This is a genomic window from Citrobacter farmeri (assembly GCF_019048065.1).
Taxonomy (GTDB): Bacteria; Pseudomonadota; Gammaproteobacteria; order Enterobacterales; family Enterobacteriaceae; genus Citrobacter_A; species Citrobacter_A farmeri.
The window spans coordinates 3,463,761-3,488,459 of record NZ_CP077291.1 but is presented as its reverse complement, the minus strand read 5'-3'; the positions used below and the strand labels follow the sequence as shown (position 1 = coordinate 3,488,459).

The following is a 24,699-nucleotide window of genomic DNA, read 5'->3' as shown; positions in this document are numbered from 1 at the left end:
CAGCACCAGGTGTTTGCTACCATAGTATAGCGCTGTCTGTTGAGAGACTTTGCAGGTATTATGCTTCGCATCAAAAATGAAGGGAGAGGAAAAGATGCCATCTTTCGATATTGTCTCTGAAGTTGATCTTCAGGAAGCACGTAACGGCGTAGATAACGCCATCCGTGAAGTTGAGTCACGCTTTGATTTTCGCGGCGTTGAAGCAACATTTGAGCTCAACGATGCCAATAAAACCATCAAAGTGCTGAGCGAATCCGATTTCCAGGTTAACCAGTTGCTGGACATTCTGCGTGCCAAGCTGCTTAAACGCGGCATTGAAGGGACGTCGCTCGATGTGCCGGAAGAGTTCGTTCACAGCGGGAAGACCTGGTTTGTGGAAGCGAAACTGAAGCAGGGCATTGAGAGCGCGGTTCAGAAGAAAATTGTTAAGCTGATTAAAGACAGCAAGCTGAAAGTGCAGGCGCAGATTCAGGGGGAAGAGATTCGCGTGACCGGGAAATCCCGTGATGACCTCCAGTCCGTGATGGCGCTGGTACGCGGCGGCGATTTAGGGCAGCCGTTCCAGTTTAAAAACTTCCGCGATTAATCTTTCACGGTCCGGTTTTCCGGACCGTTTCCCTTTTTACGCCCGGCTGATGACCTGCTCAACCTCAAAGCGGTTGGTCACTTTGCTGTCTATCTTCACGTAAGCAGAATGTTCCTGTTGTGCAATCAACACTTCACTGACGCCTTTTGTTGCCAGCAAGCGTTGTTTCAGCACGTCATCGGCAGCAATCTCCGGCGGAATGACGACCCGCAGGCTGCTGACATACGGCGGCTCTTTCATGGTGCTGGCGACAGCGAGCCAGACAACGGCTAAAAACGCGCCGACAAGAAAAACGGTCTGCCCGTCAAACATTCCGTCAATCCAGCCGCCCAGCGATCCCCCTAACGCGACGCCGAGGAACTGGCTGGTGGAATACACCCCCATTGCCGTCCCTTTGTAGCCTGCCGGAGATTCTTTGCTGATCAGTGACGGAAGGAGTGCTTCCATCAGGTTGAAGGCGAGGAAGAACAGTTGCACGCCGATAATCAGTTCCCAGAAATGGTTGCCCGCGCCCCAGAGAACAATCTCGGCGATGACAATCAGCGCCACGCAGAACAGGAACACCCGTTTCATCCGGCGCTTTACTTCGGCATAGATAATGAATGGGACGACCGAACCAAACGAAATCAGCATCGTCACCAGATACACTTTCCAGTGCTCTGCCGCTGGCAGACCGGCATCTGCAAGCTGGCCTGGAAGGGCAACGAAAGTGGACATCAGCAGAATGTGCAGACACATGATGCCGAAGTTGAGCTTCAAGAGTTTCGGTTCCGCTAATACCTTACTAAAACTGCCTTTAACCATCCCCGATTCGCGATTAAGCACGTGGTTGGCGCTGTCGGGTACGACCCACAGCGTCAGGACGATCCCAAGCGTCGCCAGGATTGCAATCATCCAGAAGAGGGCGTTGAGCCCCAGGGCGTGAGTGATTACCGGCCCGAGCACCATCGCAATCGCGAAGGTGATACCAAAGCTTACGCCAATAAACGCCATCGCCTTCGTGCGATTTTGTTCGCGGGTTAAGTCTGACAGTAGCGCCATCACCGCTGCGGCAATCGCCCCCGATCCCTGTAACGCACGGCCAAGAATAATGCCCCAGATGGAGTCCGACAGTGCGGCAATGATGCTGCCGAGAATAAACACGGCGAGGCCACCGACAATCAGCGGTTTGCGACCGATGCGATCGGAGAGTAATCCAAAAGGGATCTGAAAAATGGCCTGTGCCAGACCATAGATGCCGATGGCGAGGCCAATTAAGGCTTCGCTGGCACCCTGTAGGGCCATACCGTATGTGGTCAGAACTGGCAGGACCATAAACATGCCAAGCATGCGCAGAGAAAATACGGTCCCTAAACCCCAGGTGGCGCGCAACTCACCCGGCGTCATTTTATAATCGTTCATTCCCACCTCTGTCTCAATTTCGCGCCTAGTGTAAAGCGGGGAAGGAATGGGGTAAACCACAACATTATGCGGATCGGTGTAGAAGGAATTATGAGTTAATAATGTCTGTTATTAGTTTTTTTTAAATTATTTCATTTGACATTACTTTTCGGCCATTTACATTGAAAGCATTGTCAGATAGCGCAAGGAGCGGCGAATGGATACGACGGAAGAAGCAAATGGGACGTACTTTTATCACGGCTCGACTAACTTAACGCCGGGTGAGTTACTCGACATCATTTTCCTGGAAGAATTCTGTAACGAGATGGGGATTGATTCCGTCTCTGGGGCTGCGATCCTTGCAGGTCAACCATGGTTAAGGACAAGAACGAAACCAGATGGGGCTATTAAGGGGACTAGCGTTATTTCGAAATATGCACGTATGATTCTGAAGGATGTTAAAACGCCTTTTGGGATAAGGGTAAAAACACCTGTAGGTGTAAAGATAAGGACTACGACGAGTCTTGCAGCCGTTATCGCACGTTATACACCCTGGCTCGGTTGGGCTTCACTCGTAACAACCCTGTATCGAATCTCAAATCGTACACAAGAGAAATATAATATGATTGTCCGACCAGGCGATCGTATAAAGTGGACCTCCTTTTAATGACGATAACTAACAATGTTCTAGAGATGTTCAGGGATGAGATTTCGAGTGAATTGGATGATGACTGGAAAGAGATCCCTTTAGAGCTTGACTCAGATTTGTTTGATGCTCCCGGTGATGACCTTCACTGCGCTTTAGACCGGTACGAGAAAGCATTCGATGTTGATTTATCAGAGGTTAACTGGACTCGTTACTTCCCCTGGGAAAACACACCACTTCTGACGCGCTGGTTCAAAGCTAAGCGGGAAGAAGTAGAGGCCACACGCTTGCCTTTAACTGTAAGGATGTTTGCGGAATCAGCGGAGGCGGGGAAATGGTTATTTGAAGTGAGAAATAGCCATTCAAAAGACGATGCATAACGACAGACAAGTTGCCCTGATAAACGAAGCGTAATCAGGTTTTACAGTGCACAAATAAAAAGGGTGCCGAAGCACCCTTTTACCGCGTAATTTGGTCTTACCAGACGTAGGTCAGCAGATTGTGTGAATCCGGCACCATAAAGTCGACGGACATCATCACAGAGAGCGCGGTGATGGCGATGATGGAGAAGCCGAACAGCTTGCGCGCCCAGACTCTGTCATCTTCCACTTTGTAACCGCGCAGCGCCATGCCCAACCACCAGACGCTCACCGCCGCAGCAACAATCAGGTATTTATAACCTGCATAGCCGCCCAGAGTTAGCATCAGCGTGGCGATAGCAAATGCCACGATGTACAGCGTGATGTGGTTCTTGGCGACAGAGATGCCTTTCACCACCGGCAGAACCGGGATGTTAGCCGCCTGATAATCCTTAAAGCGGAAAATCGCGATGGCATAAGAGTGCGGCATCTGCCACAGGCTGAAAATCGCCAGCAGAATAAGCGCGCCGCTGTCGAACTCACCGGTTACTGCGCAGTAGCCGATCACCGGCGGCGCGGCGCCGGAGAGAGAGCCGATCAGCGTCCCGTAGACTGAGTGGCGTTTCATATACAGACTGTAAACGCCCACATAAACCACAAAGCCCATCACACCCAGCCAGCAGGCCAGAGGATTCGCGCCAAACCACAGCAGCATGAAGCCAGCAATACCCAGCAGGGTGGCGTACACCAGCGAGACGCCAGGAGAGATCAGTCCCTTAACCAGCACCCGGTTTTTGGTCCTTTCCATCTTCCTGTCGATATCCCTGTCGATGTAGTTGTTAAATACACAACCCGACGCCACAACCAGTGACACTCCGACCAACGTGTAGATGAACAGGGGATAGTCGATGCTGCCCTTCGAGGCCAGCAGGAATCCCCCGATCACTGAGATCAGGTTGCCAAAGATGATGCCTGGTTTCGTTACTTGCAGGTATTGCTTAAACATCATAACCGCCGCTCTTAGTGCATCATCATATTGTAGTTGAGGTTCCACATGATCCAGATGGAACCGACAACCAGGATGGCGATGATCAACACGGTAAAGACAAAAGCCGTCATGTTCCAGCCTTCATCAGACTTGGTGTTCATGTGCAGGAAGCACACCAGATGCACCAGAATCTGCACCACTGCCATTGCCAGGATAGTCCCCAGAATTACGGCCGGAGAGGCAGCACCCGTCATTACCATCCAGAACGGAATGACCGTCAGGATGATCGACAGGATAAAACCTGTCATGTAGGTTTTTACGCTGCCATGGGACGCGCCGCTGTGATCGGTAGAATGACTCATTACATCGCCCCCATCAGATAAACAACAGTGAACACACAGATCCACACCACATCCAGGAAGTGCCAGAACAGGCTCAGGCACATGATGCGGGTACGGTTGGTGCTGGTCAGGCCACGACGGGCGACTTGCACCATCAGTACGGCCATCCAGATAAGACCGGATGTCACGTGCAGACCGTGAGTGCCGACCAGCGCAAAGAACGCTGACAGGAAACCGCTACGATCCGGGCCCATACTGTTCACAATCAGGTGATGGAATTCATAGATTTCCATCCCGATGAATCCGGCACCGAACAAGAAGGTCAACGCCAGCCAGGAAACCACCTGGCTTTTGTTGTTCTTGTGCATGGCGATCGCCGCCATGCCGTAGGTGATGGAGCTGAACAACAGCAGGAAAGTTTCAACCAGAACGAACGGCAGCTCGAAAATGTCCTTACCTGTCGGGCCACCTGCGGTGCCGTTCACCAGAACGGCATAGGTTGCGAACAGAATAGAGAACAGAATGCAGTCGCTCATCAGGTAGATCCAGAATCCGAAGATTTTGGTCTGGCCTGCATCGTGGTGCCCGTGTTCGTGCGCGTGGGCAGTCGCGTGCGCTAAAGTATCAGTTGCCATTTTTCAGCCCTGCCTTAGAAATCTCATCGAAATGCTGGTTTTCCAGTTTTTCGACTTCCGGGACTGGTACGTAGTAGTCCACGTCCTCGTCAAAGCTTTTCACAATCCAGCTGATGATCATGCCTGCGAAGCCTACAATCGCCAGCCACCAGATATGCCAGATCATGGCGAAACCGAAGACGGTGGAGAACGCCGCAATCACAATGCCCGCACCGCTGTTTTTCGGCATATGAATTTCTTCATAATGCGCAGGCTGTTTGTACGCTTCACCTTTCTCTTTCATTTCCCAGAATGCATCACGCTCGTGAACGTGCGGCACAACGGCAAAGTTGTAGAACGGCGGCGGAGAAGAGGTTGCCCACTCCAGCGTACGACCACCCCACGGGTCACCGGTCAGGTCACGGTTCTGTTCGCGGTCGCGAATAGAGACGAAGATCTGAATCAGCTGGCACAGGATACCCAGTGCAATCAGCGCGGCGCCGCAGGCGGCAACAACCAGCATCGGGTGGAACTGCGGGTCAATCTGCTGGCTGAGACGGCGGGTCATCCCCATGAAGCCCAGCACGTACAGCGGCATAAATGCCACGAAGAAGCCGATGATCCACAACCAGAATGCGCGTTTACCCCAGGTTTCGTTCAGCGTGAAGCCAAACGCTTTTGGCCACCAGTAGGTCATACCGGCGAAGCACCCAAAGACCACACCGCCGATGATGACGTTATGGAAGTGCGCAATCAGGAACAGACTGTTGTGCAGCACGAAGTCCGCGCCCGGAACCGCCAGCAGAACGCCGGTCATCCCGCCGACTGAGAAGGTCACGATGAAGCCAATCGTCCACAGCATGGCTGAGTGGAAAACGATGCGGCCTTGATACATGGTGAACAGCCAGTTGAAGATCTTCACCCCGGTCGGGATGGCGATAATCATGGTGGTAATACCGAAGAAGGCGTTTACGTTCGCGCCAGCACCCATGGTGAAGAAGTGGTGCAGCCAGACGATGAACGACAGCACGGTAATACACACGGTCGCCCAGACCAGCGAGGTGTAACCAAACAGACGTTTACGCGAGAAGGTCGCCGCGATTTCGGAGAACACCCCGAACACCGGCAGAACCAGAATGTACACTTCCGGATGGCCCCAGGCCCAAATCAGGTTGATGTACATCATCATGTTGCCGCCCATATCGTTGGTAAAGAAATGGGTACCCAGATAGCGATCCAGGGTCAGCAACGCGACGGTAACCGTCAGGATTGGGAACGACGCGATAATCAGGATGTTCGCGCACAGTGATGCCCAGGTAAATACGGGCATTTTGAACATGGTCATGCCCGGCGCACGCATCTTCAGAATGGTAACGAAGAAGTTGATACCGGTTAACGTCGTACCAATACCGGATAGCTGGAGACTCCAGATCCAGTAATCGACCCCGACGCTGGGACTGTACTCTATTCCCGAAAGTGGCGGATAGGCCAGCCAGCCGGTCTGTGCGAACTCACCGACGCCCAGAGACAGGTTAACCAGGATAACGCCGACAACGGTGAACCAGAAGCTCAGGTTGTTCAGGAACGGGAACGCAACGTCACGTGCACCGATCTGCAGCGGAACCACCAGGTTCATCAGACCGATAACGAATGGCATTGCTACGAAGAAGATCATGATCACGCCGTGAGCCGTGAAGATCTGGTCGTAGTGGTGAGGCGGCAGGAAGCCCGCTTCACCCGCAGAGGCCAGCGCCTGCTGGCTACGCATCATGATGGCGTCGGCAAAGCCACGCAGCAGCATCACGATAGCGACGATGACATACATGATGCCAAGACGCTTGTGGTCAACGGACGTGAGCCACTCTTTCCACAGATAGGTCCACTTACCGAAGTAAGTGATCAAGGCTAATAAAGCCAGACCCCCGACGATAATGGCAGCGATCGTAACCATGACGATAGGTTCATGGAACGGGACTGCATCCAGTGATAATTTTCCGAACATCGTTTTCTTCCTCAGCCCCTTGAGTTGGCGGCTTCCGCGTGGCTCATGTCCATGCCTTCCATTCCTTCGTGCGAGCTGTGCTCACCTTCTGGTTGGGTCATGTCCATGCTCTGACCGTGAGCCATAAATTTGTTAATAACGTCTTTAAACAAATCGGGCTTCACGTTGGAGAAATATTCCACCTGGTTGTATTCGCTTGGTGTAGCCACTTTTTCGAACGCAGCCATGTCGCTCATGGTGTTCGGTGACTGTTTCGCTTTAGCAACCCATTGGTCGAATGCGGCGCGGTCCTCTGTTGCGATAGCCTTGAATTTCATACCCGAGAAGCCAGGTCCGCTATAGCTTGCGGAGATACCATCATAGGTACCGGCTTCATTGGCGATCAGATGCAGTCGAGTCTGCATACCGGCCATGGCATAAATCTGGCTACCCAGACGCGGGATAAAGAAGGAGTTCATCACGGAGTTGGAGGTCACTTTGAAGTAAACCGGAGTGTTCGCCGGGAAGGCGATTTCATTCACGGTAGCAATGCCCTGTTCCGGGTAGATGAAGAACCATTTCCAGTCCATGGAAACCACTTCGATGGTAATGGGCTTCTCGTCATGCGCCAGCGGCTTGCTTGGCTCAAGAGCGTGAGTGGTTTTCCAGGTCAGCACAGCAAGGAAGATAATGATTAAGATAGGTACCGTCCAGACCACCGCTTCCACTTTATTGGAGTGTGACCAGTTCGGGCTATACTTCGCATCTTTATTGCTTGCACGGTACTTCCAGGCAAAACCTACAGCCATCAAGATTGCAGGAATAACGACAATCAACATCAGGCCAAATGCCGTCAGTATCAGTGAACGTTGCTCCAGTCCAATCTGTCCTTTGGGATCTAACAGCGCCGAATTACAGCCACTGAGTAATGCAGTGCCTGCAATTAATGACATCCATCCCAAACTTTTATTGTATTTCCTGAGTCTCATTTAACGACCTCAATTCCACGGGACCGGGTGGCGTTTAAAGTGTGTGGGCATTTTACGGGAAGGTTACATTACTGTAAACATCATTGGATCTGTGTTACCGGGTTCTGCCGCCCGTGTCACAGATGTTGCAAGATATGTCGCAACTGCATTAAGAACCTGTTGCAACATCACGTTATAACGAAAGGCGGTTTCAGGGAGGTGACGAAAGGGCAATTGGTATAACCAATGTGAAAATAAAACAATTGTTTAACAACTGATTATCAATAAATAGACAAATAAAACACAAAAAATAAATGTGTTCAGGCTGAATCGAGTAAGGAAAATAAAACCTATAAAAGGCGTCAATAATTTCCAGATTCTATTGCGCACAAAACAACAAATATTATTTTTTTAGTTGCTGATTATTTGGCCGATATAATTACGCAGGGTGATTACACCGGCTAAATAAGAGCAGCAATTCATACCAGCCGCGTTTTGCGCAGCGCCAGATAATCGAGCAATCCGCCAAATATGATGCCGAAAATGGCGACAGTCACCGCCACTTCCAGCAGTCCAGCGAGGAAGGAGAAGTTAGTGAAGTCCAGCGCGTTCATCGACAGGAGCAGTAGCCAGACGGCGAGCAACGCGCATCCTGCCATCAGGATCCATAGCGCCAGACTGTAGGCCGAACGGAACTCCGTACGCGGCAAGAAACTTTCACGCTGTCGGGTGTACTCCAGCGTTTGCCGGCACACCAACAGCAATAGCAGACCCGGAACGGCAGCCACAACCGAGAAAAGATAAAACGTCGACCAGCCGTGAGCTTCGACAAACCAACCGGCAACCGGGCCAACATAGACGCGCCCCACGGCGGAGAGTGCCGACAGCAGGGCGAACTGGGTGGCAGAAAACGACTTATTACACAGCGTCATCAGCAGCGCGACAAACGCTGACGTGCCCATTCCCCCGCAAAGGTTTTCGAAAAACACCGCAGCAGCCATACTGAACATATGCTTGTCGGTTACCGAAAGGAGCCAGTATCCGGCGTTGGAGATGCCCTGTAGAATGCCGAAAAGCAGCAATGCGCGAAACAGCGTCAAACGTTGCATCAATAGCCCGCCGTACAGCGCGCCAATAATGGTAGCAATCAATCCGAGCGTTTTATTGACGACTCCCACTTCACCTGCGTCGAAGCCAACGCCACGAATCAAAAAGGTTGTGGTCAGGGTCATCGCGAAGGCATCACCCAGCTTATAAAGGATGATGAGCAGCAAAATTAGCCAGGCGTTGTTGCGACCGAAGAAATCGCGCAGCGGGGCGACCACCGCCTGCTCCAGCGTTTTTGGCACCGGTATGCTGTCGGTCGGCTCGGGGGCGAGCAGCGTGGAAATAATACAGGGGATCAGTAACGCCGCCATCAGCCAGTACATGCCCTGCCAGCCGAGCCAGCGGTCGGCCATCCACAGAGCCAGTCCACCTGACACCAGCATTCCGAGACGGTAGCCGAGGACGCTGATTGCCGCACCGGCACCTCGTTCTTCTGCGGCTAAGACGTCCGTTTTCCAGGCGTCAAATACGATGTCCTGCGAGGCAGAGCAAAAGGCAATCACTACCGCCAGCGCCGCCATCCAGCGTAATTGAGTTCCTGGTTCCAGAAAGCCCATTGCGGCGATGGAAATCAATAAGAGGCATTGTGTCGTCAGTAACCATCCGCGCCGACGGCCTAAAAAGGGCGGCGTGTAGCGGTCCATGACCGGGGACCAGAGAAACTTAAAGACATAAGCCTGACCGACCAGCGAAAAGAAACCGATGGTTTTCAGATCGATATTCTCGACGGTCATCCACGCCTGAAGCGTACCGGAAGTCAGCGCGAGCGGCAGACCGGAGGCAAAACCTAGCATCAGCAAAATGGCTGATTTCGGTTGCTGAAAAATGCGTAAGTAATGATTGGACATGGGCATATAAAACTGACCCGGCGAGGCGCCGGGTCAGAAAGTGGAATTAACGCGCGTTTTGCTTGATGAAATCGTGGACGCTGGTGTCCTGAGACATGTCAGCGATAGTGTCCGTCAGGACGCTGTTAACCGCATTAGCGATATTCTTGTTGGTGGCCTGGAAAGCCCCTTCAACCGTGTAGCTGGCACGGTAGTTTTTGGTCATTTTATTGCCATTTGCCGCGGTGGCGATGATAGCGATATCCGCTTTGGTCGCGATGTTATAGCGAACGTTGCCCTGAGATACATCGGCGTACAGCTGGTTCACAATAATCTGCAGGTTGACCGCACCGTTCGGGCCCACCATATAGCCGCGGGAGGTCATCTGTTTTTCCAGTACTTCCTGTAACAGGAAGCGCAGATCGCGAGACGCGGTCAGGGTAACCAGTTGATTGTCACGGGTCACTTTCGCCAGCGCCTGGTCCGGACGTTGATCGGCACCATTAATGCTGACGGTCACACCCATCAGGCTGGGATCCTGCTGTGGAAGCGTGATTTTAGGTGAAACGTCAATCGTGGTTGGCGGTGTCGCACAGCCTGCCAACATGAAAAGCGCGATTAACGGGAAGAGGATTTTTTTTAACATGTTCGTGCTCTCAGTAACTCTTAATCATATGGATAGAGAATAATTCCCGCCATCATAACATCGCCAACGGTGAGGGGAAGTGGGTAACGCATGTAAATTCATCATGTTGTCCGAATAATGAGGTTAAAGGGATCAAATTCGGCGTTTATGCCATCCACCAATGGGTTGAATCAGTAAACTTCATCGCTTTGATGGTGAAAATCAGACGAAGGCTAAATTTTTGTTGTAATGGTGTAATGAAACCGGTAAAAGCGGCTAATATTTAAAGGGATGGGTGACATCTCAGCGACGTTTGAGGAGATATATCATGATGATACGTGAGCAAATAGAAGAAAAATTAAGGGCAGCGTTCCAACCCGTGTTCCTCGAAGTTGTGGATGAGAGTTATCGTCACAATGTCCCGGCTGGTTCAGAAAGCCATTTTAAAGTCGTTCTGGTTAGCGATCGCTTTACCGGCGAGCGTTTTTTGAATCGTCATCGCATGATCTACGGTACATTAACCGCAGAATTATCCACCACGGTTCATGCACTGGCTCTGCATACTTATACCATCAAAGAGTGGGAAGGGTTGCAGGATACGATCTTTGCGTCACCGCCATGTCGCGGTGCGGGAAGCATCGCTTAAAAACGCATTTGCAACCGCTGGCGTTTTTCCAGTATGTTGCTAATGATTATGTGAAAACGGCCTGCGGGCCGTTTTGTTTTGTCTGAATTTTGCACGGGTCAAACCCTTTTCAGGGCAAAAATAGCCGGGAATTGTGAAAAATGCCGCAGCAACGTGCAATAACCGTTCTCGACTCATAAAAGTGATGCCGCTATAATGCCGCGTCTTATTTGAATGTCTTCGGGATGATTCTGACGACAGGGAATGTGATTGATTACGAGAACATCCCGGTTCCGCGAAGCTAATAATCTGTGCTTGCGGAGTAGAGTTGACCGAGCACTGTGATTTTTTGAGGTAACAAGATGCAAGTTTCAGTTGAAACCACTCAAGGCCTTGGCCGCCGTGTAACGATTACTATCGCTGCTGACAGCATCGAGACCGCTGTTAAAAGCGAGCTGGTCAACGTAGCGAAGAAAGTGCGTATTGACGGCTTCCGTAAAGGCAAAGTACCGATGAATGTTGTTGCTCAGCGTTATGGCGCGTCTGTTCGCCAGGACGTTCTGGGTGACCTGATGAGCCGCAACTTCGTTGATGCCATCATCAAAGAAAAAATCAATCCAGCTGGCGCGCCGAACTATGTTCCGGGCGAATACAAACTGGGTGAAGACTTCACCTACGCGGTTGAATTCGAAGTCTATCCGGAAGTTGAACTGACCGGTCTGGACGCAATCGAAGTTGAAAAACCGGTTGTTGACGTTACCGATGCAGATGTTGACGTAATGCTGGACACCCTGCGCAAGCAGCAGGCGACCTGGAAAGATAAAGACGGCGCTGCAGATGCAGAAGACCGCGTCACTCTCGACTTCACCGGCTCTGTAGACGGCGAAGAATTCGAAGGTGGCAAAGCGTCTGATTTCGTACTGGCGATGGGCCAGGGTCGTATGATCCCAGGCTTTGAAGACGGTATCAAAGGTCACAAAGCTGGCGAAGAGTTCACCATCGACGTGACTTTCCCGGAAGACTACCACGCTGAAAACCTGAAAGGTAAAGCGGCGAAATTCGCCATCAACCTGAAGAAAGTGGAAGAGCGTGAGCTGCCGGAACTGACTGAAGAATTCATCAAACGTTTCGGCGTTGAAGATGGTTCCGTTGCCGGTCTGCGTACTGAAGTACGTAAAAACATGGAACGCGAGCTGAAAGGCGCAGTGCGTAACCGTATTAAATCTCAGGCGATCGACGGTCTGGTGAAAGCGAACGACATCGACGTTCCTGCTGCTCTGATCGACAGCGAAATCGACGTTCTGCGTCGTCAGGCTGCTCAGCGCTTCGGCGGTAACGAGAAACAGGCTCTGGAACTGCCGCGTGAACTGTTCGAAGAACAGGCTAAGCGTCGTGTAGTGGTAGGTCTGCTGCTGGGCGAAGTGATTCGCACCAACGAACTGAAAGCGGATGAAGATCGCGTGAAGGGCCTGATCGAAGAGATGGCTTCTGCTTACGAAGATCCGAAAGAAGTGATCGAGTTCTACAGCAAAAATAAAGAGCTGATGGACAACATGCGTAACGTCGCTCTGGAAGAACAGGCTGTTGAAGCGGTTCTGGCGAAAGCCAAAGTGACTGAAAAAGCCACGACCTTCAATGAGCTGATGAACCAGCAGGCGTAATTCCGCTTAATCGCGCGAAATTCGCACAAAGGCCCGTCACCGTCTGGTGGCGGGTCTTTTTTTTGTCACGGCTTTTGCATGGAAGAGTGCGAAAAAGCGTTTTTCGGTGTTAGCGTTAAAGCAAAAGATTGTTATGCTTGAATTATGGCGATGCCGTACCCATAACAGAGGGACTAGCTGATAATCCGTCCATAAGGTTACAATCGGTACAGCAGGTTTTTTCATTTTTTATCCAGGAGACGGAAATGTCATACAGCGGCGAACGAGATAACTTTGCACCCCATATGGCGCTGGTGCCGATGGTCATTGAACAGACCTCACGTGGTGAGCGCTCTTTTGATATCTACTCTCGTCTACTTAAGGAACGTGTCATTTTTCTGACCGGCCAGGTTGAAGATCATATGGCCAACCTGATTGTGGCGCAGATGCTGTTCCTGGAAGCGGAAAACCCGGAAAAAGATATCTACCTGTACATTAACTCTCCGGGCGGTGTGATCACCGCAGGCATGTCGATTTATGACACCATGCAGTTTATTAAGCCAGACGTCAGCACCATCTGTATGGGACAGGCGGCCTCGATGGGCGCGTTCTTGCTGACAGCCGGGGCGAAAGGTAAACGTTTCTGCCTGCCGAATTCCCGCGTTATGATTCACCAGCCGTTGGGCGGTTACCAGGGCCAGGCAACAGATATTGAAATTCACGCCCGTGAAATTCTGAAAGTAAAAGGGCGCATGAACGAACTTATGGCACACCATACGGGTCAATCTCTTGAGCAGATTGAGCGTGATACTGAGCGCGATCGCTTCCTCTCTGCCGCTGAGGCAGTTGAGTATGGCTTAGTCGACTCGATTTTGACCCATCGTAATTGATGCCCGGGGCGCAACTCTGCCGCTATACTTACCAGGGGCGGCACAACGCGACAAAGCGAGTTGCGCCTGAGAATGGCATTTTGCGTCGTCGTGTGCGGCACAAAGAACAAAGAAGAGGTTTTGACTCATGACAGATAAACGCAAAGATGGCTCGGGCAAATTGTTGTACTGCTCTTTTTGCGGCAAAAGCCAGCATGAAGTGCGTAAGCTCATCGCCGGTCCATCCGTGTATATCTGCGATGAATGTGTCGATTTGTGTAACGACATCATTCGCGAAGAGATTAAGGAAGTTGCACCGCATCGTGAGCGCAGTGCGCTGCCGACGCCACACGAAATTCGTAACCACCTTGACGATTACGTCATTGGTCAGGAACAGGCGAAGAAAGTGCTGGCGGTCGCGGTATACAACCACTACAAACGTCTGCGCAATGGCGACACCAGCAATGGCGTCGAATTGGGCAAAAGTAACATTCTGCTGATCGGCCCGACCGGTTCCGGTAAAACGCTGTTGGCGGAAACGCTGGCGCGCCTGCTGGACGTTCCGTTCACGATGGCGGATGCCACCACGCTGACCGAAGCAGGTTACGTGGGGGAAGACGTTGAGAACATCATTCAGAAACTGTTGCAGAAGTGCGACTACGATGTGCAGAAGGCGCAGCGTGGTATCGTCTATATCGATGAAATTGACAAGATTTCCCGTAAGTCTGACAACCCGTCGATCACCCGTGACGTTTCCGGTGAAGGCGTACAGCAGGCGCTGCTGAAACTGATCGAAGGAACGGTTGCCGCCGTTCCGCCGCAGGGGGGACGTAAGCATCCGCAACAGGAATTCTTGCAGGTGGATACCTCTAAGATCCTGTTCATCTGTGGTGGTGCATTTGCTGGCCTGGATAAAGTGATCGCCAACCGTGTTGAAACCGGCTCCGGCATTGGTTTTGGCGCAACGGTGAAAGCGAAGTCTGACAAAGCCAGCGAAGGCGAACTGCTCTCGCAGGTCGAACCGGAAGATTTGATCAAGTTTGGTCTGATTCCTGAGTTCATTGGTCGTCTGCCGGTCGTGGCGACGCTGAGCGAACTGAGCGAAGAAGCGCTGATCCAGATCCTGAAAGAGCCGAAAAACGCCCTGACCAAGCAGTATCAGGCGTTGTTCAACCTCGAAGGCGTTGACCTGGAATTCCGCGACGAAGCGCTGGATGCGATCGCCCGCAAAGCGATGGCGCGTAAAACCGGCGCCCGTGGTCTGCGTTCTATTGTAGAAGCCGCGCTGCTGGATACCATGTACGATCTGCCTTCAATGGAAGACGTTGAAAAAGTGGTGATTGATGAGTCGGTGATTGGCGGTCAGAGCAAGCCATTGCTGATTTATGGTAAGCCGGAAGCACAGCAGGCATCTGGTGAATAATTAGCCAATTCATACAATCAGTTAATCAGAAAGGGGGGATTTTATCTCCCCTTTTATTTTTCCGTAAACATGGCGTTGAATGTGTGGGAAACATCCCCATATACTGACATACATGTTAAAGGTGGCGTGAAGCACAGCTATGTCATCTGATTACCTGGCGGACACTAAACTAAGAGAGAGCTCTATGAATCCTGAGCGTTCTGAACGCATTGAAATCCCCGTATTGCCGTTGCGCGATGTGGTGGTTTATCCGCACATGGTCATACCCTTGTTTGTAGGGCGGGAAAAATCTATCCGTTGTCTGGAAGCGGCTATGGACCATGATAAAAAAATCATGCTGGTCGCCCAGAAAGAAGCATCAACGGATGAGCCGGGTGTAAACGATCTTTTCACCGTCGGGACCGTGGCCTCTATTTTGCAGATGCTGAAACTGCCTGACGGCACCGTCAAAGTGCTGGTCGAGGGGTTACAGCGTGCGCGTATTTCTGCGCTGTCTGATAACGGCGAGCACTTCTCTGCGAAAGCGGAGTATCTTGATTCGCCTGCTATTGATGAGCGCGAACAGGAAGTGCTGGTACGGACGGCTATCAGCCAGTTTGAAGGCTATATCAAGCTGAACAAGAAAATCCCACCGGAAGTGCTGACGTCGCTCAATAGCATCGACGATCCGGCGCGTCTGGCGGACACCATCGCGGCCCATATGCCGCTGAAGCTGGCGGACAAACAGTCCGTGCTGGAGATGTCAGACGTGAATGAGCGTCTGGAGTATCTGATGGCGATGATGGAGTCTGAAATCGATCTGCTGCAGGTTGAGAAGCGTATTCGCAACCGCGTGAAAAAGCAGATGGAGAAATCTCAGCGCGAGTACTATCTGAATGAGCAGATGAAGGCGATTCAGAAAGAACTCGGCGAAATGGACGACGCACCGGACGAAAACGAAGCGCTGAAGCGTAAGATCGACGCGGCGAAAATGCCGAAAGAGGCGAAAGAAAAAGCGGAAGCTGAACTGCAGAAGCTGAAAATGATGTCTCCGATGTCGGCTGAAGCGACCGTCGTGCGCGGTTATATCGACTGGATGGTACAGGTACCGTGGAATGCGCGTAGCAAGGTCAAAAAAGACCTGCGTCAGGCGCAGGAAATCCTTGATACCGACCATTACGGTCTGGAGCGCGTGAAAGACCGCATCCTTGAGTATCTCGCGGTACAAAGCCGTGTAAACAAAATCAAGGGACCGATCCTGTGCCTGGTAGGACCGCCGGGGGTAGGTAAAACCTCTCTGGGTCAGTCCATCGCCAAAGCGACCGGGCGTAAATACATTCGTATGGCGCTGGGCGGCGTGCGTGATGAAGCAGAAATTCGTGGTCACCGTCGGACGTATATCGGTTCTATGCCGGGTAAACTGATCCAGAAAATGGCCAAAGTGGGCGTTAAAAACCCGCTGTTCCTGCTTGATGAGATCGACAAAATGTCTTCCGACATGCGTGGCGATCCGGCATCCGCACTGCTTGAGGTGCTGGATCCTGAGCAGAACGTGGCATTCAGCGATCACTATCTGGAAGTGGACTACGATCTCAGCGACGTGATGTTTGTGGCGACGTCCAACTCCATGAACATTCCGGCACCGCTGCTGGATCGTATGGAAGTGATCCGTCTGTCCGGTTATACCGAAGACGAGAAGTTGAACATCGCCAGGCAGCACCTGCTGCCGAAGCAGATCGAACGTAACGCGCTGAAGAAAGGTGAACTGACGGTCGACGACAGCGCCATTGTCGGCATTATTCGTTATTACACCCGTGAAGCTGGCGTGCGTAGTCTGGAGCGTGAAATCTCCAAACTGTGCCGTAAAGCGGTCAAGCAGTTGCTGTTGGATAAGTCATTGAAACACATTGTGATCAATGGCGACAATTTGCACGACTACCTGGGCGTACAGCGCTTTGACTATGGTCGTGCGGACAATGAAAACCGTGTCGGCCAGGTGACCGGTCTGGCGTGGACGGAAGTGGGCGGCGATCTGCTGACCATCGAAACCGCCTGCGTACCGGGCAAAGGCAAGCTGACCTATACCGGTTCGCTGGGTGAAGTGATGCAGGAGTCCATCCAGGCTGCGCTGACCGTGGTACGCGCGCGTGCGGAAAAACTGGGTATTAATCCGGACTTTTACGAAAAACGCGATATCCATGTTCACGTACCGGAAGGCGCGACGCCGAAAGACGGCCCGAGCGCCGGTATCGCGATGTGTACGGCGCTGGTTTCTTGCCTGACCGGTAACCCGGTACGCGCTGATGTGGCGATGACCGGTGAGATCACCCTGCGTGGTCAGGTTCTGCCGATCGGTGGATTAAAAGAAAAACTTCTGGCTGCACACCGTGGTGGTATTAAAACGGTCTTAATTCCGGATGAAAACAAACGCGACCTGGAAGAGATTCCGGACAATGTTATTGCCGATTTGGATATCCATCCGGTGAAACGCATTGAAGAGGTTTTGACTCTCGCTTTGCAAAATGAGCCCTCTGGAATGCAGGTTGTGACGGCAAAATAGTGACCTTGCGCAAAGAGCACTAATAAAAACTGGGCTGGCAGGTCATTTCGTACTTGCCAGCCTTTTTTTGTATAGCTAATTTAGATGACGGATTGGGCTTGCCATCATTATCGGGTGTTGTAAGGGCATGGCAGGCCTGATATAACTGCTGCGCGGTCGCACTTTGAAGGATTCTGGTGCGATATAAATTATAATGAGGAAGAGAAGAGTGAATAAATCTCAACTGATCGACAAAATTGCTGCAGGGGCTGATATCTCCAAAGCTGCGGCAGGGCGTGCGTTAGACGCAATTATTGCTTCTGTTACCGAATCTCTGAAAGAAGGGGATGACGTTGCGCTGGTAGGTTTTGGTACTTTTGCTGTTAAAGAGCGTGCTGCCCGTACTGGTCGCAACCCGCAAACAGGTAAAGAGATCGCCATTGCTGCCGCCAAAGTACCTGGTTTCCGTGCAGGTAAAGCACTGAAAGACGCAGTAAACTAAGCGTGATCCCCCTCCGGGGACAGGACTCAGTACAAGGGCGCATCAATTGATGTGCCTTTTTTGTTTTTGCAGCGATTTTATACACGTTGTGGGCTGACAATTGCCCCTGTTTCTTGTCACAATAGACCTTTATGCGCAGCGTTCAGGAAACGTTATGCTGCGTAACGCCTATATACACAAAGGTATTCACGTTGCATCGGGGCAGTTCAAGACGAAGCGGCCTGAATGATGCAGTGTATAGTCACCTACAGCGGAGTGTGGTTACACCATGATGGACAGCTTACGCACGACTGCTAACAGTCTCGTGCTCAAGATTATTTTCGGAATCATTATCGTGTCGTTCATTCTGACCGGCGTGAGTGGTTACCTGATTGGCGGAGGCAATAACTACGCCGCTAAAGTGAATGACCAGGAAATCAGCCGTGGGCAGTTTGAGAATGCGTTCAACAGCGAACGTAATCGCATGCAGCAGCAGTTGGGCGATCAGTATTCTGAGCTCGCGGCGAACGAAGGTTACATGAAAACCCTGCGCCAGCAGACGCTCAATCGTCTGATTGATGAAGCGCTGTTGGACCAGTATGCCCGCGAGCTCAAACTGGGCATCAGTGACGAGCAGGTGAAGCAGGCCATTTTCTCTACGCCAGCATTCCAGGTGGACGGCAAGTTTGATAACAACCGCTACAACGCGATTGTGAATCAGATGGGGATGACTGCTGACCAGTATGCGCAGGCGCTGCGTAATCAACTGACCACTCAACAACTCATCAGTGGCGTCGCAGGCACCGATTTTATGCTCAAAGGCGAAACCGATGAACTGGCGGCGCTGGTCTCTCAGCAGCGTGTGGTCCGTGAAGCCACGATTGACGTTAACGCACTTGCAGCGAAGCAGTCGGTGACGGACCCGGAAGTGACCAGCTACTATGAGCAGCACAAAAATAACTTCATGACCCCGGAACAGTTCCGCGTCAGCTACATCAAGCTGGACGCGGCCTCAATGCAAAAGCCGGTCAGTGATGAAGATATCCAGTCTTATTACGATCAGCACCAGGATCAGTTCACTCAGGCGCAGCGTAACCGTTACAGCATCATCCAGACCAAAACGGAAGATGAAGCGAAAGCGGTACTGGACGCGCTGAACCAGGGCGATGACTTTGCTGCGCTGGCGAAAGAGAAATCCGCGGATATTATCTCAGCCCGCAAAGGCGGTGATATGGGCTGGCTGGAAGATGCCACCACCCCGGATGAGCTGAAAAATGCCGGGCTGAAAGAGAAAGGTCAACTTTCTGGCGTTATTAAATCCTCTGTTGGCTTCCTGGTCGTGCGTCTGGACGACGTTCAGCCGGCAATTGTGAAGCCGCTGAGCGAAGTCCGCGATGACATCGCCGCGAAAGTGAAACAGGAAAAAGCGCTGGATGCTTACTTTGCCTTACAGCAGAAAGTGAGCGATGCGGCGAACAACGACACGGAATCTCTGGCGGGTGCTGAACAGGCGGCTGGCGCGAAGGCGGTACAAACTGGCTGGTTCAGCCACGATAACCTGCCGGAAGAACTGAATTTCAAACCAGTATCTGATGCCATTTTTGATGGTGCTCTGGTGGGTGAAAACGGCGCGCCGGGCAGAAACTCCGATATCATCACTGTGGATGGCGATCGCGCGTTTGTCCTGCGTATCAGTGAGCACAAAGCAGAAGCCGTGAAGCCGCTGTCTGAAGTGAAAGATCAGGTTACGGCGCTGGTTAAGCGCAACAAAGCAGAGCAGCAGGCTAAACTGGATGCGGAAAAACTGCTGGTTGAGCTGAAGGCCGGTAAAGGCGCCGAAGCGATGAAAGCGGCGGGTCTGAGCTTTGGCGAGTCTAAAACGCTCAGTCGTACAGGCCAGGATCCCGTTAGCCAGGCAGCGTTTGGTCTGAGCCTGCCGGCGAAGGACCAGCCGAGCTATGGCATTGCTAATGATATGCAGGGTAATGTGGTTCTGCTGGCGCTGGACGATGTGAAAGCAGGCTCGATGCCGGAAGAGCAGAAGAAAGCGATGGTTCAGGGGATCACCCAGAACAATGCGCAGATCGTCTTTGAGGCGCTGATGAGTAACCTGCGTAAAGCCGCGAAAATTAAAATCGGCGATGCGATGGATCAGCAGCCGTAATCGTCGAGACTTCTCGCAAATCATTACGCAACCGTTGTAACACCTGAAGGCCGCTTTCGCGGCCTTTTCCATTTCTGAGATTTGCTATTTGTTCGTTGGTTTTTGCCTCGCTATCGTGATTCCACTGTTAACAAACAAGGAGAAAACAGTATGAAACATGGAATCAAAGCGCTACTTGTCACTCTTTCATTTGCCTGTGCGGGTATGACACAAAGCGCGCTGGCGGCGTCATCAGCCGCGGCAGCGAAAAGCACTGCGGTGGAGACCAGTGCGCAGGCACCTGTCGCAGGGCAAAACAAAGCAGCCGTTCCGGCGAAAGCCAGCACCGAGGAAGGGACCAGGGTCAGCATTAATACCGCATCGGCAGAGGAGCTGGCGCGGGCGATGAATGGTGTTGGCCTGAAGAAAGCGCAGGCGATAGTCAGCTACCGTGAGGAATACGGTCCGTTTAAAACGGTAGAGGATCTTAAGCAGGTGCCAGGGATGGGAAATTCGTTGGTAGAGCGTAATTTGTCAGTTTTAACACTTTAATAACTTGCGCAGTGGCAAAAATTTGCCAGGATAGTAGAGGTCATACCAGTTATGGCCTCTCTGTTCATGTCTTACCTATAACAAAAACGTAAGGTTCCTGCGCTATGCAAACACAGATTAAAGTCCGTGGTTATCATCTTGATGTCTATCAGCACGTGAATAATGCCCGCTACCTTGAGTTTCTGGAGGAAGCGCGTTGGGATGGACTGGAGAGCAGCGATAGTTTCCAGTGGATGACCGCCCACAATATCGCTTTCGTGGTGGTCAACATTAATATTAACTATCGTCGCCCGGCGGTTCTGAGTGATCTGCTGACCATCACCAGTCAGGTGCAACAGCTAAACGGGAAAAGCGGTATTCTGAGCCAGGTGATTACGCTGGAACCTGAAGGGCAGGTGGTGGCCGATGCGCTCATTACGTTCGTTTGTATCGATCTGAAATCGCAAAAAGCGCTGCCGTTGGAAGGGGAGTTACGTGAAAAACTGGAGCAGATGGTGAAGTAACGTCTTATTGCCTGATGGCGCTGCGCTTATCAGGCCTCCACGTTCATCACGCGGAGCGAATCGGCCGGATAAGGTGTCAGCACCACTATCCGGCGAAACCCACAACTACTTCAACCCGGTCTTTTGCTTCATTGCAGCCATCACGGACGATTTATCCGCCAGGTAATGATTCAATCCATTTGCGCGCAGATTACAGGCCGCGCAGTGGCCACAACCGTCGCCTTTAATGCCGTTGTAGCAGGTCAATGTCTCTTCACGTACCAGATCCAGTTTGCCCCAATAGTCAGCCAGCGCCCAGGTTTCGGCTTTATCAATCCACATCAGCGGCGTTTCAAAGCAGATATCCTTTGCCATTCCCAGCTTGATGGCATGATTCAGCGCCTCGACAAAATCATTACGGCAGTCAGGATAACCGGAAAAATCGGTTTCACACACGCCGGTAATGACCGCTTCTGCTTTTACCTGATAAGCATAAATAGCCGCCAGGGTCAGAAACAGAATATTGCGGCCCGGAACAAAGGTATTGGGGATACCATCGGCATCCGGTTCGTAATCCGGAACCGGGATGTTGTCGCGGGTCAGACTGCTGACGGCCAGTTCACTCAGCAGCGTCACGTCCAGTACTTTGTGCGCGCGCGCACCCAGTTTCAGGGCCAGATCGCGTGCAATATCAATCTCAGCGCGATGGCGCTGACCATAATCAAACGTCACGCAATGCACTTCATCATACTGATGCAGCGCCTGCACCAGACAGGTGGTGGAGTCCTGCCCTCCACTGAATACTACGACGGCACGTTTCATGGTTAATCCTGATAAATCACTAAAGTGGCTATGGTAGCGCCAGAGTTGCCTGGCGACCAGCTTCTTCACGACCTTGGCGGCGGTAGCCAGGCTTCGGTAAATTCAAACCAGCCGCGTGGCGTCAGACGGACTCCGTTCACGCCCGGCGGCGCGCTGATACGATAGTGATAGTTAAATAAGGGCGTCAACGTCGCGTCATTCATCAAACTGCTGAAAACATGCTGTAATGCTGCGTGTCGATGCTCCTCCTCAGGTCTGATTTGCAACGCATCCAGCGTGGCCTGAAGATGGGAGAACGTTGGCGCATCAAGCACGTGCGGCCAGAGCGAATCGCAACGCAACCACTGTTCGAGAGTATACTCAGGCGCTTCGCCAATCAGTCGATCGCCCATCATCAGGTCCGCTTCGGCAAGCAGTTGGCAGCCGTCCCAGGTTTTCGCGTTATGAAAAATCAATGTCAGTTCGCAACCCAGGGTTGCCAGCGTATGGCGCAGGCGTTCTGCCATGGTATGCAGTTCCACCGGAAGGTGATAAACCAGCGTCATTTTTTTCGGCAGTTCAACCGCGTCCAGCCCCTCCCATTGTGGGATTGCCCAACCAGGCAACAGTTCATTACAGGGCGTAATCAGGTTTTCCCTCACATCCAGCGTTTGCAGCAGCGAAGAACGATGAATGATGCTGACCAGCCGACGAGCCTGTAGTGTCGTCAGATGGGGACTCTTTTTTAGCGTGAGATAGCAAAAACCAAGACTGATACCAGCACTTACCGGGCTTACCGTGGCGAGTTCTTCGGGCTTGCCAATGGTTATCTGCACCGGATGGCGACAGCTGGTGCCCAAATCCTGGGCAAAAAGCTGAGGGGTGATCCAGTACTCAATAGCTTTCAGTAATGGATGTGCGAGATGGTAATGGTCGTGGCTTTCCAGACGCACCAGTTCAGGTGTAAACAGCGTCAGACGAAAAGGCCCCGTTCCGATGACGGGATGCTCTGGATGCGCCAGAAGGCTGCCATAGCTTGCCAGCCGGTGCGCCAGCCAGAAATCCGGGCGGTGAAGGAAAAACGTCAGACACTGAGGATGCGTCACCTCAATGTGCTTTACGCTAATAAACAACCGGTTCAGCGCCGGGAGTTCACGCAACATCAGCAGTCGCTGGTGAAGTTGTGCGGTCTCTACCGCGTCGCCGTTGTGCCAGAACAGCGTCGAGCGAATATAGAAGTCCCAGCGCAGCCCATCGGCGGAGATGTCCCAATGGTGGGCTAAATCCCCGCAGGGAAGCTGCGTCCGGCTGTCAAAACGCGTCAGACCGGAGAAAATCTGCCCCGCCAGATGCTGCTCGGCACGCCCGGGAAGAAAACCGGGGTGTAGCGGTTCAAGCTGACGGTAATAAGGAATACGCAGCGTTGGCGTGTCGTTTTGCCATTGACCCCCCATAAAGGGCTGCAGCATCGCCCGCAGTTCGCCGGGCGCCAGTTGCGCCAGTTCCAGTACACTCAGCTGTTGGCCCTTTTCCAGCGCCTGCTCCATCATCGCAGTGCGCAATGATTCCGGGGTTACCAGAAAACGCAGTTGTCCGCGCTTTCCGCGCCCGGACTGCGCTTCCCAAACCAGCCAGCCCGATTCCTGCGCCTGGCGTAACAATGTGCGGACGTGCCGCTCGCTACAGAAGCAGCGTTCAGCGAGTTCTCCGACGGTGACGTTCTGTGGTTCGCCGTTAGAAGGCTGCCAGAGTCGCTGGTATTGATTAAGACGATTGAGTAGTCGCATATAAACCCGGAACAATTTCATTTATCTATTCACTATTACTTCCGTATATATCAGGTAATACTCAATCACAAGTTAATCTGTCGCAGAGTGGAGAAAGAGATGGCGCGCCTGGCTGCATTTGATATGGATGGCACCCTGTTGATGCCAAATCACCTTTTGGGTGATGAAACGCTCTCTACTCTGGCGCGTTTGCGCGAACGCGACATTACCCTGACGTTTGCCACCGGCCGTCATGTGCTGGAAATGCGCCATATTCTCGGCACCTTTTCACTCGATGCTTTTCTGATCACCGGTAACGGGACGCGCATTCACTCGCTGGAAGGTGAGGTACTGCATCGTCAGGATCTGGATCCGGCGGTTGCGGAGATCGTCTTGCATCAGCGCTGGGACACGCAGGCGAGCATGCATGTCTTTAACGATAACGGCTGGTTTACCGGGCAAGAGATCCCTGAGATGCTGCACGCTCACGTCTACAGCGGGTTTCGCTATCAGATCGTGGATGTCGCGCGATTCCCGGCAGATCGGGTGACCAAAGTTTGCTTCTGCGGCGATCACGACGATCTGGTGAGGCTGAAAATTCAGCTTGAAGAGGTGTTAGGCGCGCGCGCCCATCTTTGCTTCTCGGCGGTCGATTGCCTGGAAGTGCTGCCGGTGGGCTGTAACAAAGGTTCTGCGCTGGCGGTGCTGAGCGGACATCTGGGCGTGTCGCTGGCGGAATGTATGGCGTTTGGCGACGCCATGAACGATCGTGAAATGCTCGGCAGCGTCGGCCGGGGACTGATCATGGGCAATGCCATGCCGCAACTTATTGCCGAACTTCCCCATTTACCGGTGATTGGTCATTGTCGCAATCAGGCGGTATCACACTTTTTGACACATTGGCTGGACTATCCAAATCTACCTTATTCCCCCGAATGAGAGACCCTACCAGCACCGGGCTTTTGCCCGGTTTTTTT

At 52.2% G+C, this 24,699-nt stretch carries 23 protein-coding genes and 1 pseudogene; 14 read left to right on the top strand and 10 right to left on the bottom strand.

The window, feature by feature from the left end:
• Positions 1–94 precede the first annotated feature (94 nt).
• A complete protein-coding gene (locus tag I6L53_RS16410; RefSeq protein WP_042324531.1) occupies positions 95–586 on the top strand; it encodes a YajQ family cyclic di-GMP-binding protein in 492 nt (163 codons plus the stop codon).
• A gap of 36 nt (positions 587–622) precedes the next feature.
• Here I6L53_RS16410 and I6L53_RS16405 read toward each other — a convergent pair whose 3' ends face one another.
• Positions 623–1,987: an MFS transporter gene (locus tag I6L53_RS16405; RefSeq protein WP_042324529.1), complete on the bottom strand. Its 1,365-nt coding sequence runs from the start codon at positions 1,985–1,987 to the stop codon at positions 623–625.
• Between the two features lie 196 nt (positions 1,988–2,183).
• Between I6L53_RS16405 and I6L53_RS16400 the strand changes: the two genes are divergently transcribed.
• A complete protein-coding gene (locus I6L53_RS16400; RefSeq protein WP_042324526.1) occupies positions 2,184–2,633 on the top strand; it encodes an STM2901 family protein in 450 nt (149 codons plus the stop codon).
• Entirely contained in the window at positions 2,633–2,992 is a 360-nt protein-coding gene (locus I6L53_RS16395; RefSeq protein ID WP_042324524.1) for a DUF1493 family protein, read from the top strand. Before I6L53_RS16400 ends, I6L53_RS16395 begins: the two co-directional genes overlap by 1 nt.
• Before the next feature lie 97 nt (positions 2,993–3,089).
• On the opposite strand, the gene cyoE is transcribed toward I6L53_RS16395, so the two are convergent.
• From cyoE to I6L53_RS16360, 7 genes are all read right to left on the bottom strand, one after another.
• Positions 3,090–3,980, bottom strand: coding sequence for a heme o synthase (gene cyoE / locus I6L53_RS16390; RefSeq protein WP_084196653.1), 891 nt, complete (start codon positions 3,978–3,980; stop codon positions 3,090–3,092).
• An 11-nt stretch (positions 3,981–3,991) separates the two neighbouring features.
• Positions 3,992–4,321, bottom strand: a complete 330-nt coding sequence (locus I6L53_RS16385; RefSeq protein ID WP_032176034.1) for a cytochrome o ubiquinol oxidase subunit IV — start codon at positions 4,319–4,321, stop codon at positions 3,992–3,994.
• Positions 4,321–4,935: a cytochrome o ubiquinol oxidase subunit III gene (locus I6L53_RS16380; RefSeq protein ID WP_042324519.1), complete on the bottom strand. Its 615-nt coding sequence runs from the start codon at positions 4,933–4,935 to the stop codon at positions 4,321–4,323. The genes I6L53_RS16385 and I6L53_RS16380 overlap by 1 nt, the downstream gene beginning before the upstream one ends.
• Positions 4,925–6,916 (bottom strand): cytochrome o ubiquinol oxidase subunit I, encoded by a 1,992-nt coding sequence (gene cyoB / locus I6L53_RS16375; RefSeq protein ID WP_042324518.1) that lies wholly within the window; start codon positions 6,914–6,916, stop codon positions 4,925–4,927. Before cyoB ends, I6L53_RS16380 begins: the two co-directional genes overlap by 11 nt.
• 11 nt (positions 6,917–6,927) lie before the next feature.
• Entirely contained in the window at positions 6,928–7,884 is a 957-nt protein-coding gene (cyoA, locus tag I6L53_RS16370) for a cytochrome o ubiquinol oxidase subunit II (protein WP_042324516.1), read from the bottom strand.
• Positions 7,885–8,342: 458 nt separating this feature from the next.
• Positions 8,343–9,818, bottom strand: coding sequence for a muropeptide MFS transporter AmpG (ampG, locus tag I6L53_RS16365; RefSeq protein ID WP_042324514.1), 1,476 nt, complete (start codon positions 9,816–9,818; stop codon positions 8,343–8,345).
• Between the two features lie 46 nt (positions 9,819–9,864).
• On the bottom strand, positions 9,865–10,443 hold the full coding sequence (locus tag I6L53_RS16360) for a lipoprotein (RefSeq protein WP_042324513.1): 579 nt from the start codon (positions 10,441–10,443) through the stop codon (positions 9,865–9,867).
• A 307-nt stretch (positions 10,444–10,750) separates the two neighbouring features.
• Here I6L53_RS16360 and bolA point away from each other — a divergent pair, with 307 nt between their 5' ends.
• From bolA to I6L53_RS23835, 10 genes and pseudogenes are all read left to right on the top strand, one after another.
• A complete protein-coding gene (gene bolA / locus I6L53_RS16355; protein WP_042324511.1) occupies positions 10,751–11,068 on the top strand; it encodes a transcriptional regulator BolA in 318 nt (105 codons plus the stop codon).
• A gap of 341 nt (positions 11,069–11,409) precedes the next feature.
• A complete protein-coding gene (gene tig / locus I6L53_RS16350; protein ID WP_042324508.1) occupies positions 11,410–12,708 on the top strand; it encodes a trigger factor in 1,299 nt (432 codons plus the stop codon).
• 245 nt (positions 12,709–12,953) lie between these two features.
• On the top strand, positions 12,954–13,577 hold the full coding sequence (gene clpP, locus I6L53_RS16345; protein ID WP_002891804.1) for an ATP-dependent Clp endopeptidase proteolytic subunit ClpP: 624 nt from the start codon (positions 12,954–12,956) through the stop codon (positions 13,575–13,577).
• A gap of 127 nt (positions 13,578–13,704) precedes the next feature.
• Positions 13,705–14,979, top strand: coding sequence for an ATP-dependent protease ATP-binding subunit ClpX (clpX, locus tag I6L53_RS16340; protein WP_042324505.1), 1,275 nt, complete (start codon positions 13,705–13,707; stop codon positions 14,977–14,979).
• Between the two features lie 184 nt (positions 14,980–15,163).
• Entirely contained in the window at positions 15,164–17,518 is a 2,355-nt protein-coding gene (gene lon / locus I6L53_RS16335; RefSeq protein ID WP_042324503.1) for an endopeptidase La, read from the top strand.
• A gap of 208 nt (positions 17,519–17,726) precedes the next feature.
• Positions 17,727–17,999: a nucleoid-associated protein HU-beta gene (hupB, locus tag I6L53_RS16330; RefSeq protein ID WP_042324500.1), complete on the top strand. Its 273-nt coding sequence runs from the start codon at positions 17,727–17,729 to the stop codon at positions 17,997–17,999.
• Positions 18,000–18,267: 268 nt separating this feature from the next.
• On the top strand, positions 18,268–20,142 hold the full coding sequence (gene ppiD, locus I6L53_RS16325) for a peptidylprolyl isomerase (protein ID WP_042324498.1): 1,875 nt from the start codon (positions 18,268–18,270) through the stop codon (positions 20,140–20,142).
• Positions 20,143–20,292: 150 nt separating this feature from the next.
• Positions 20,293–20,673, top strand: coding sequence for a helix-hairpin-helix domain-containing protein (locus I6L53_RS16320; RefSeq protein WP_042324494.1), 381 nt, complete (start codon positions 20,293–20,295; stop codon positions 20,671–20,673).
• A gap of 104 nt (positions 20,674–20,777) precedes the next feature.
• Positions 20,778–21,176: a long-chain acyl-CoA thioesterase FadM gene (fadM, locus tag I6L53_RS16315; protein WP_042324492.1), complete on the top strand. Its 399-nt coding sequence runs from the start codon at positions 20,778–20,780 to the stop codon at positions 21,174–21,176.
• Positions 21,177–21,180: 4 nt separating this feature from the next.
• A pseudogene (locus I6L53_RS23835) lies at positions 21,181–21,342 on the top strand (hypothetical protein); the annotation flags it as partial.
• On the opposite strand, the gene queC reads toward I6L53_RS23835, so the two are convergent.
• Both queC and I6L53_RS16305 read right to left on the bottom strand, forming a co-directional pair.
• Positions 21,282–21,977, bottom strand: a complete 696-nt coding sequence (gene queC, locus I6L53_RS16310; RefSeq protein ID WP_042324491.1) for a 7-cyano-7-deazaguanine synthase QueC — start codon at positions 21,975–21,977, stop codon at positions 21,282–21,284. The pseudogene I6L53_RS23835 and the gene queC sit on opposite strands and share 61 nt — an antisense overlap.
• A gap of 65 nt (positions 21,978–22,042) precedes the next feature.
• Entirely contained in the window at positions 22,043–23,743 is a 1,701-nt protein-coding gene (locus I6L53_RS16305; RefSeq protein ID WP_042324855.1) for an SgrR family transcriptional regulator, read from the bottom strand.
• A gap of 99 nt (positions 23,744–23,842) precedes the next feature.
• Here I6L53_RS16305 and cof point away from each other — a divergent pair, with 99 nt between their 5' ends.
• Entirely contained in the window at positions 23,843–24,661 is an 819-nt protein-coding gene (cof, locus tag I6L53_RS16300; protein ID WP_042324489.1) for an HMP-PP phosphatase, read from the top strand.
• Positions 24,662–24,699: the final 38 nt, after the last annotated feature.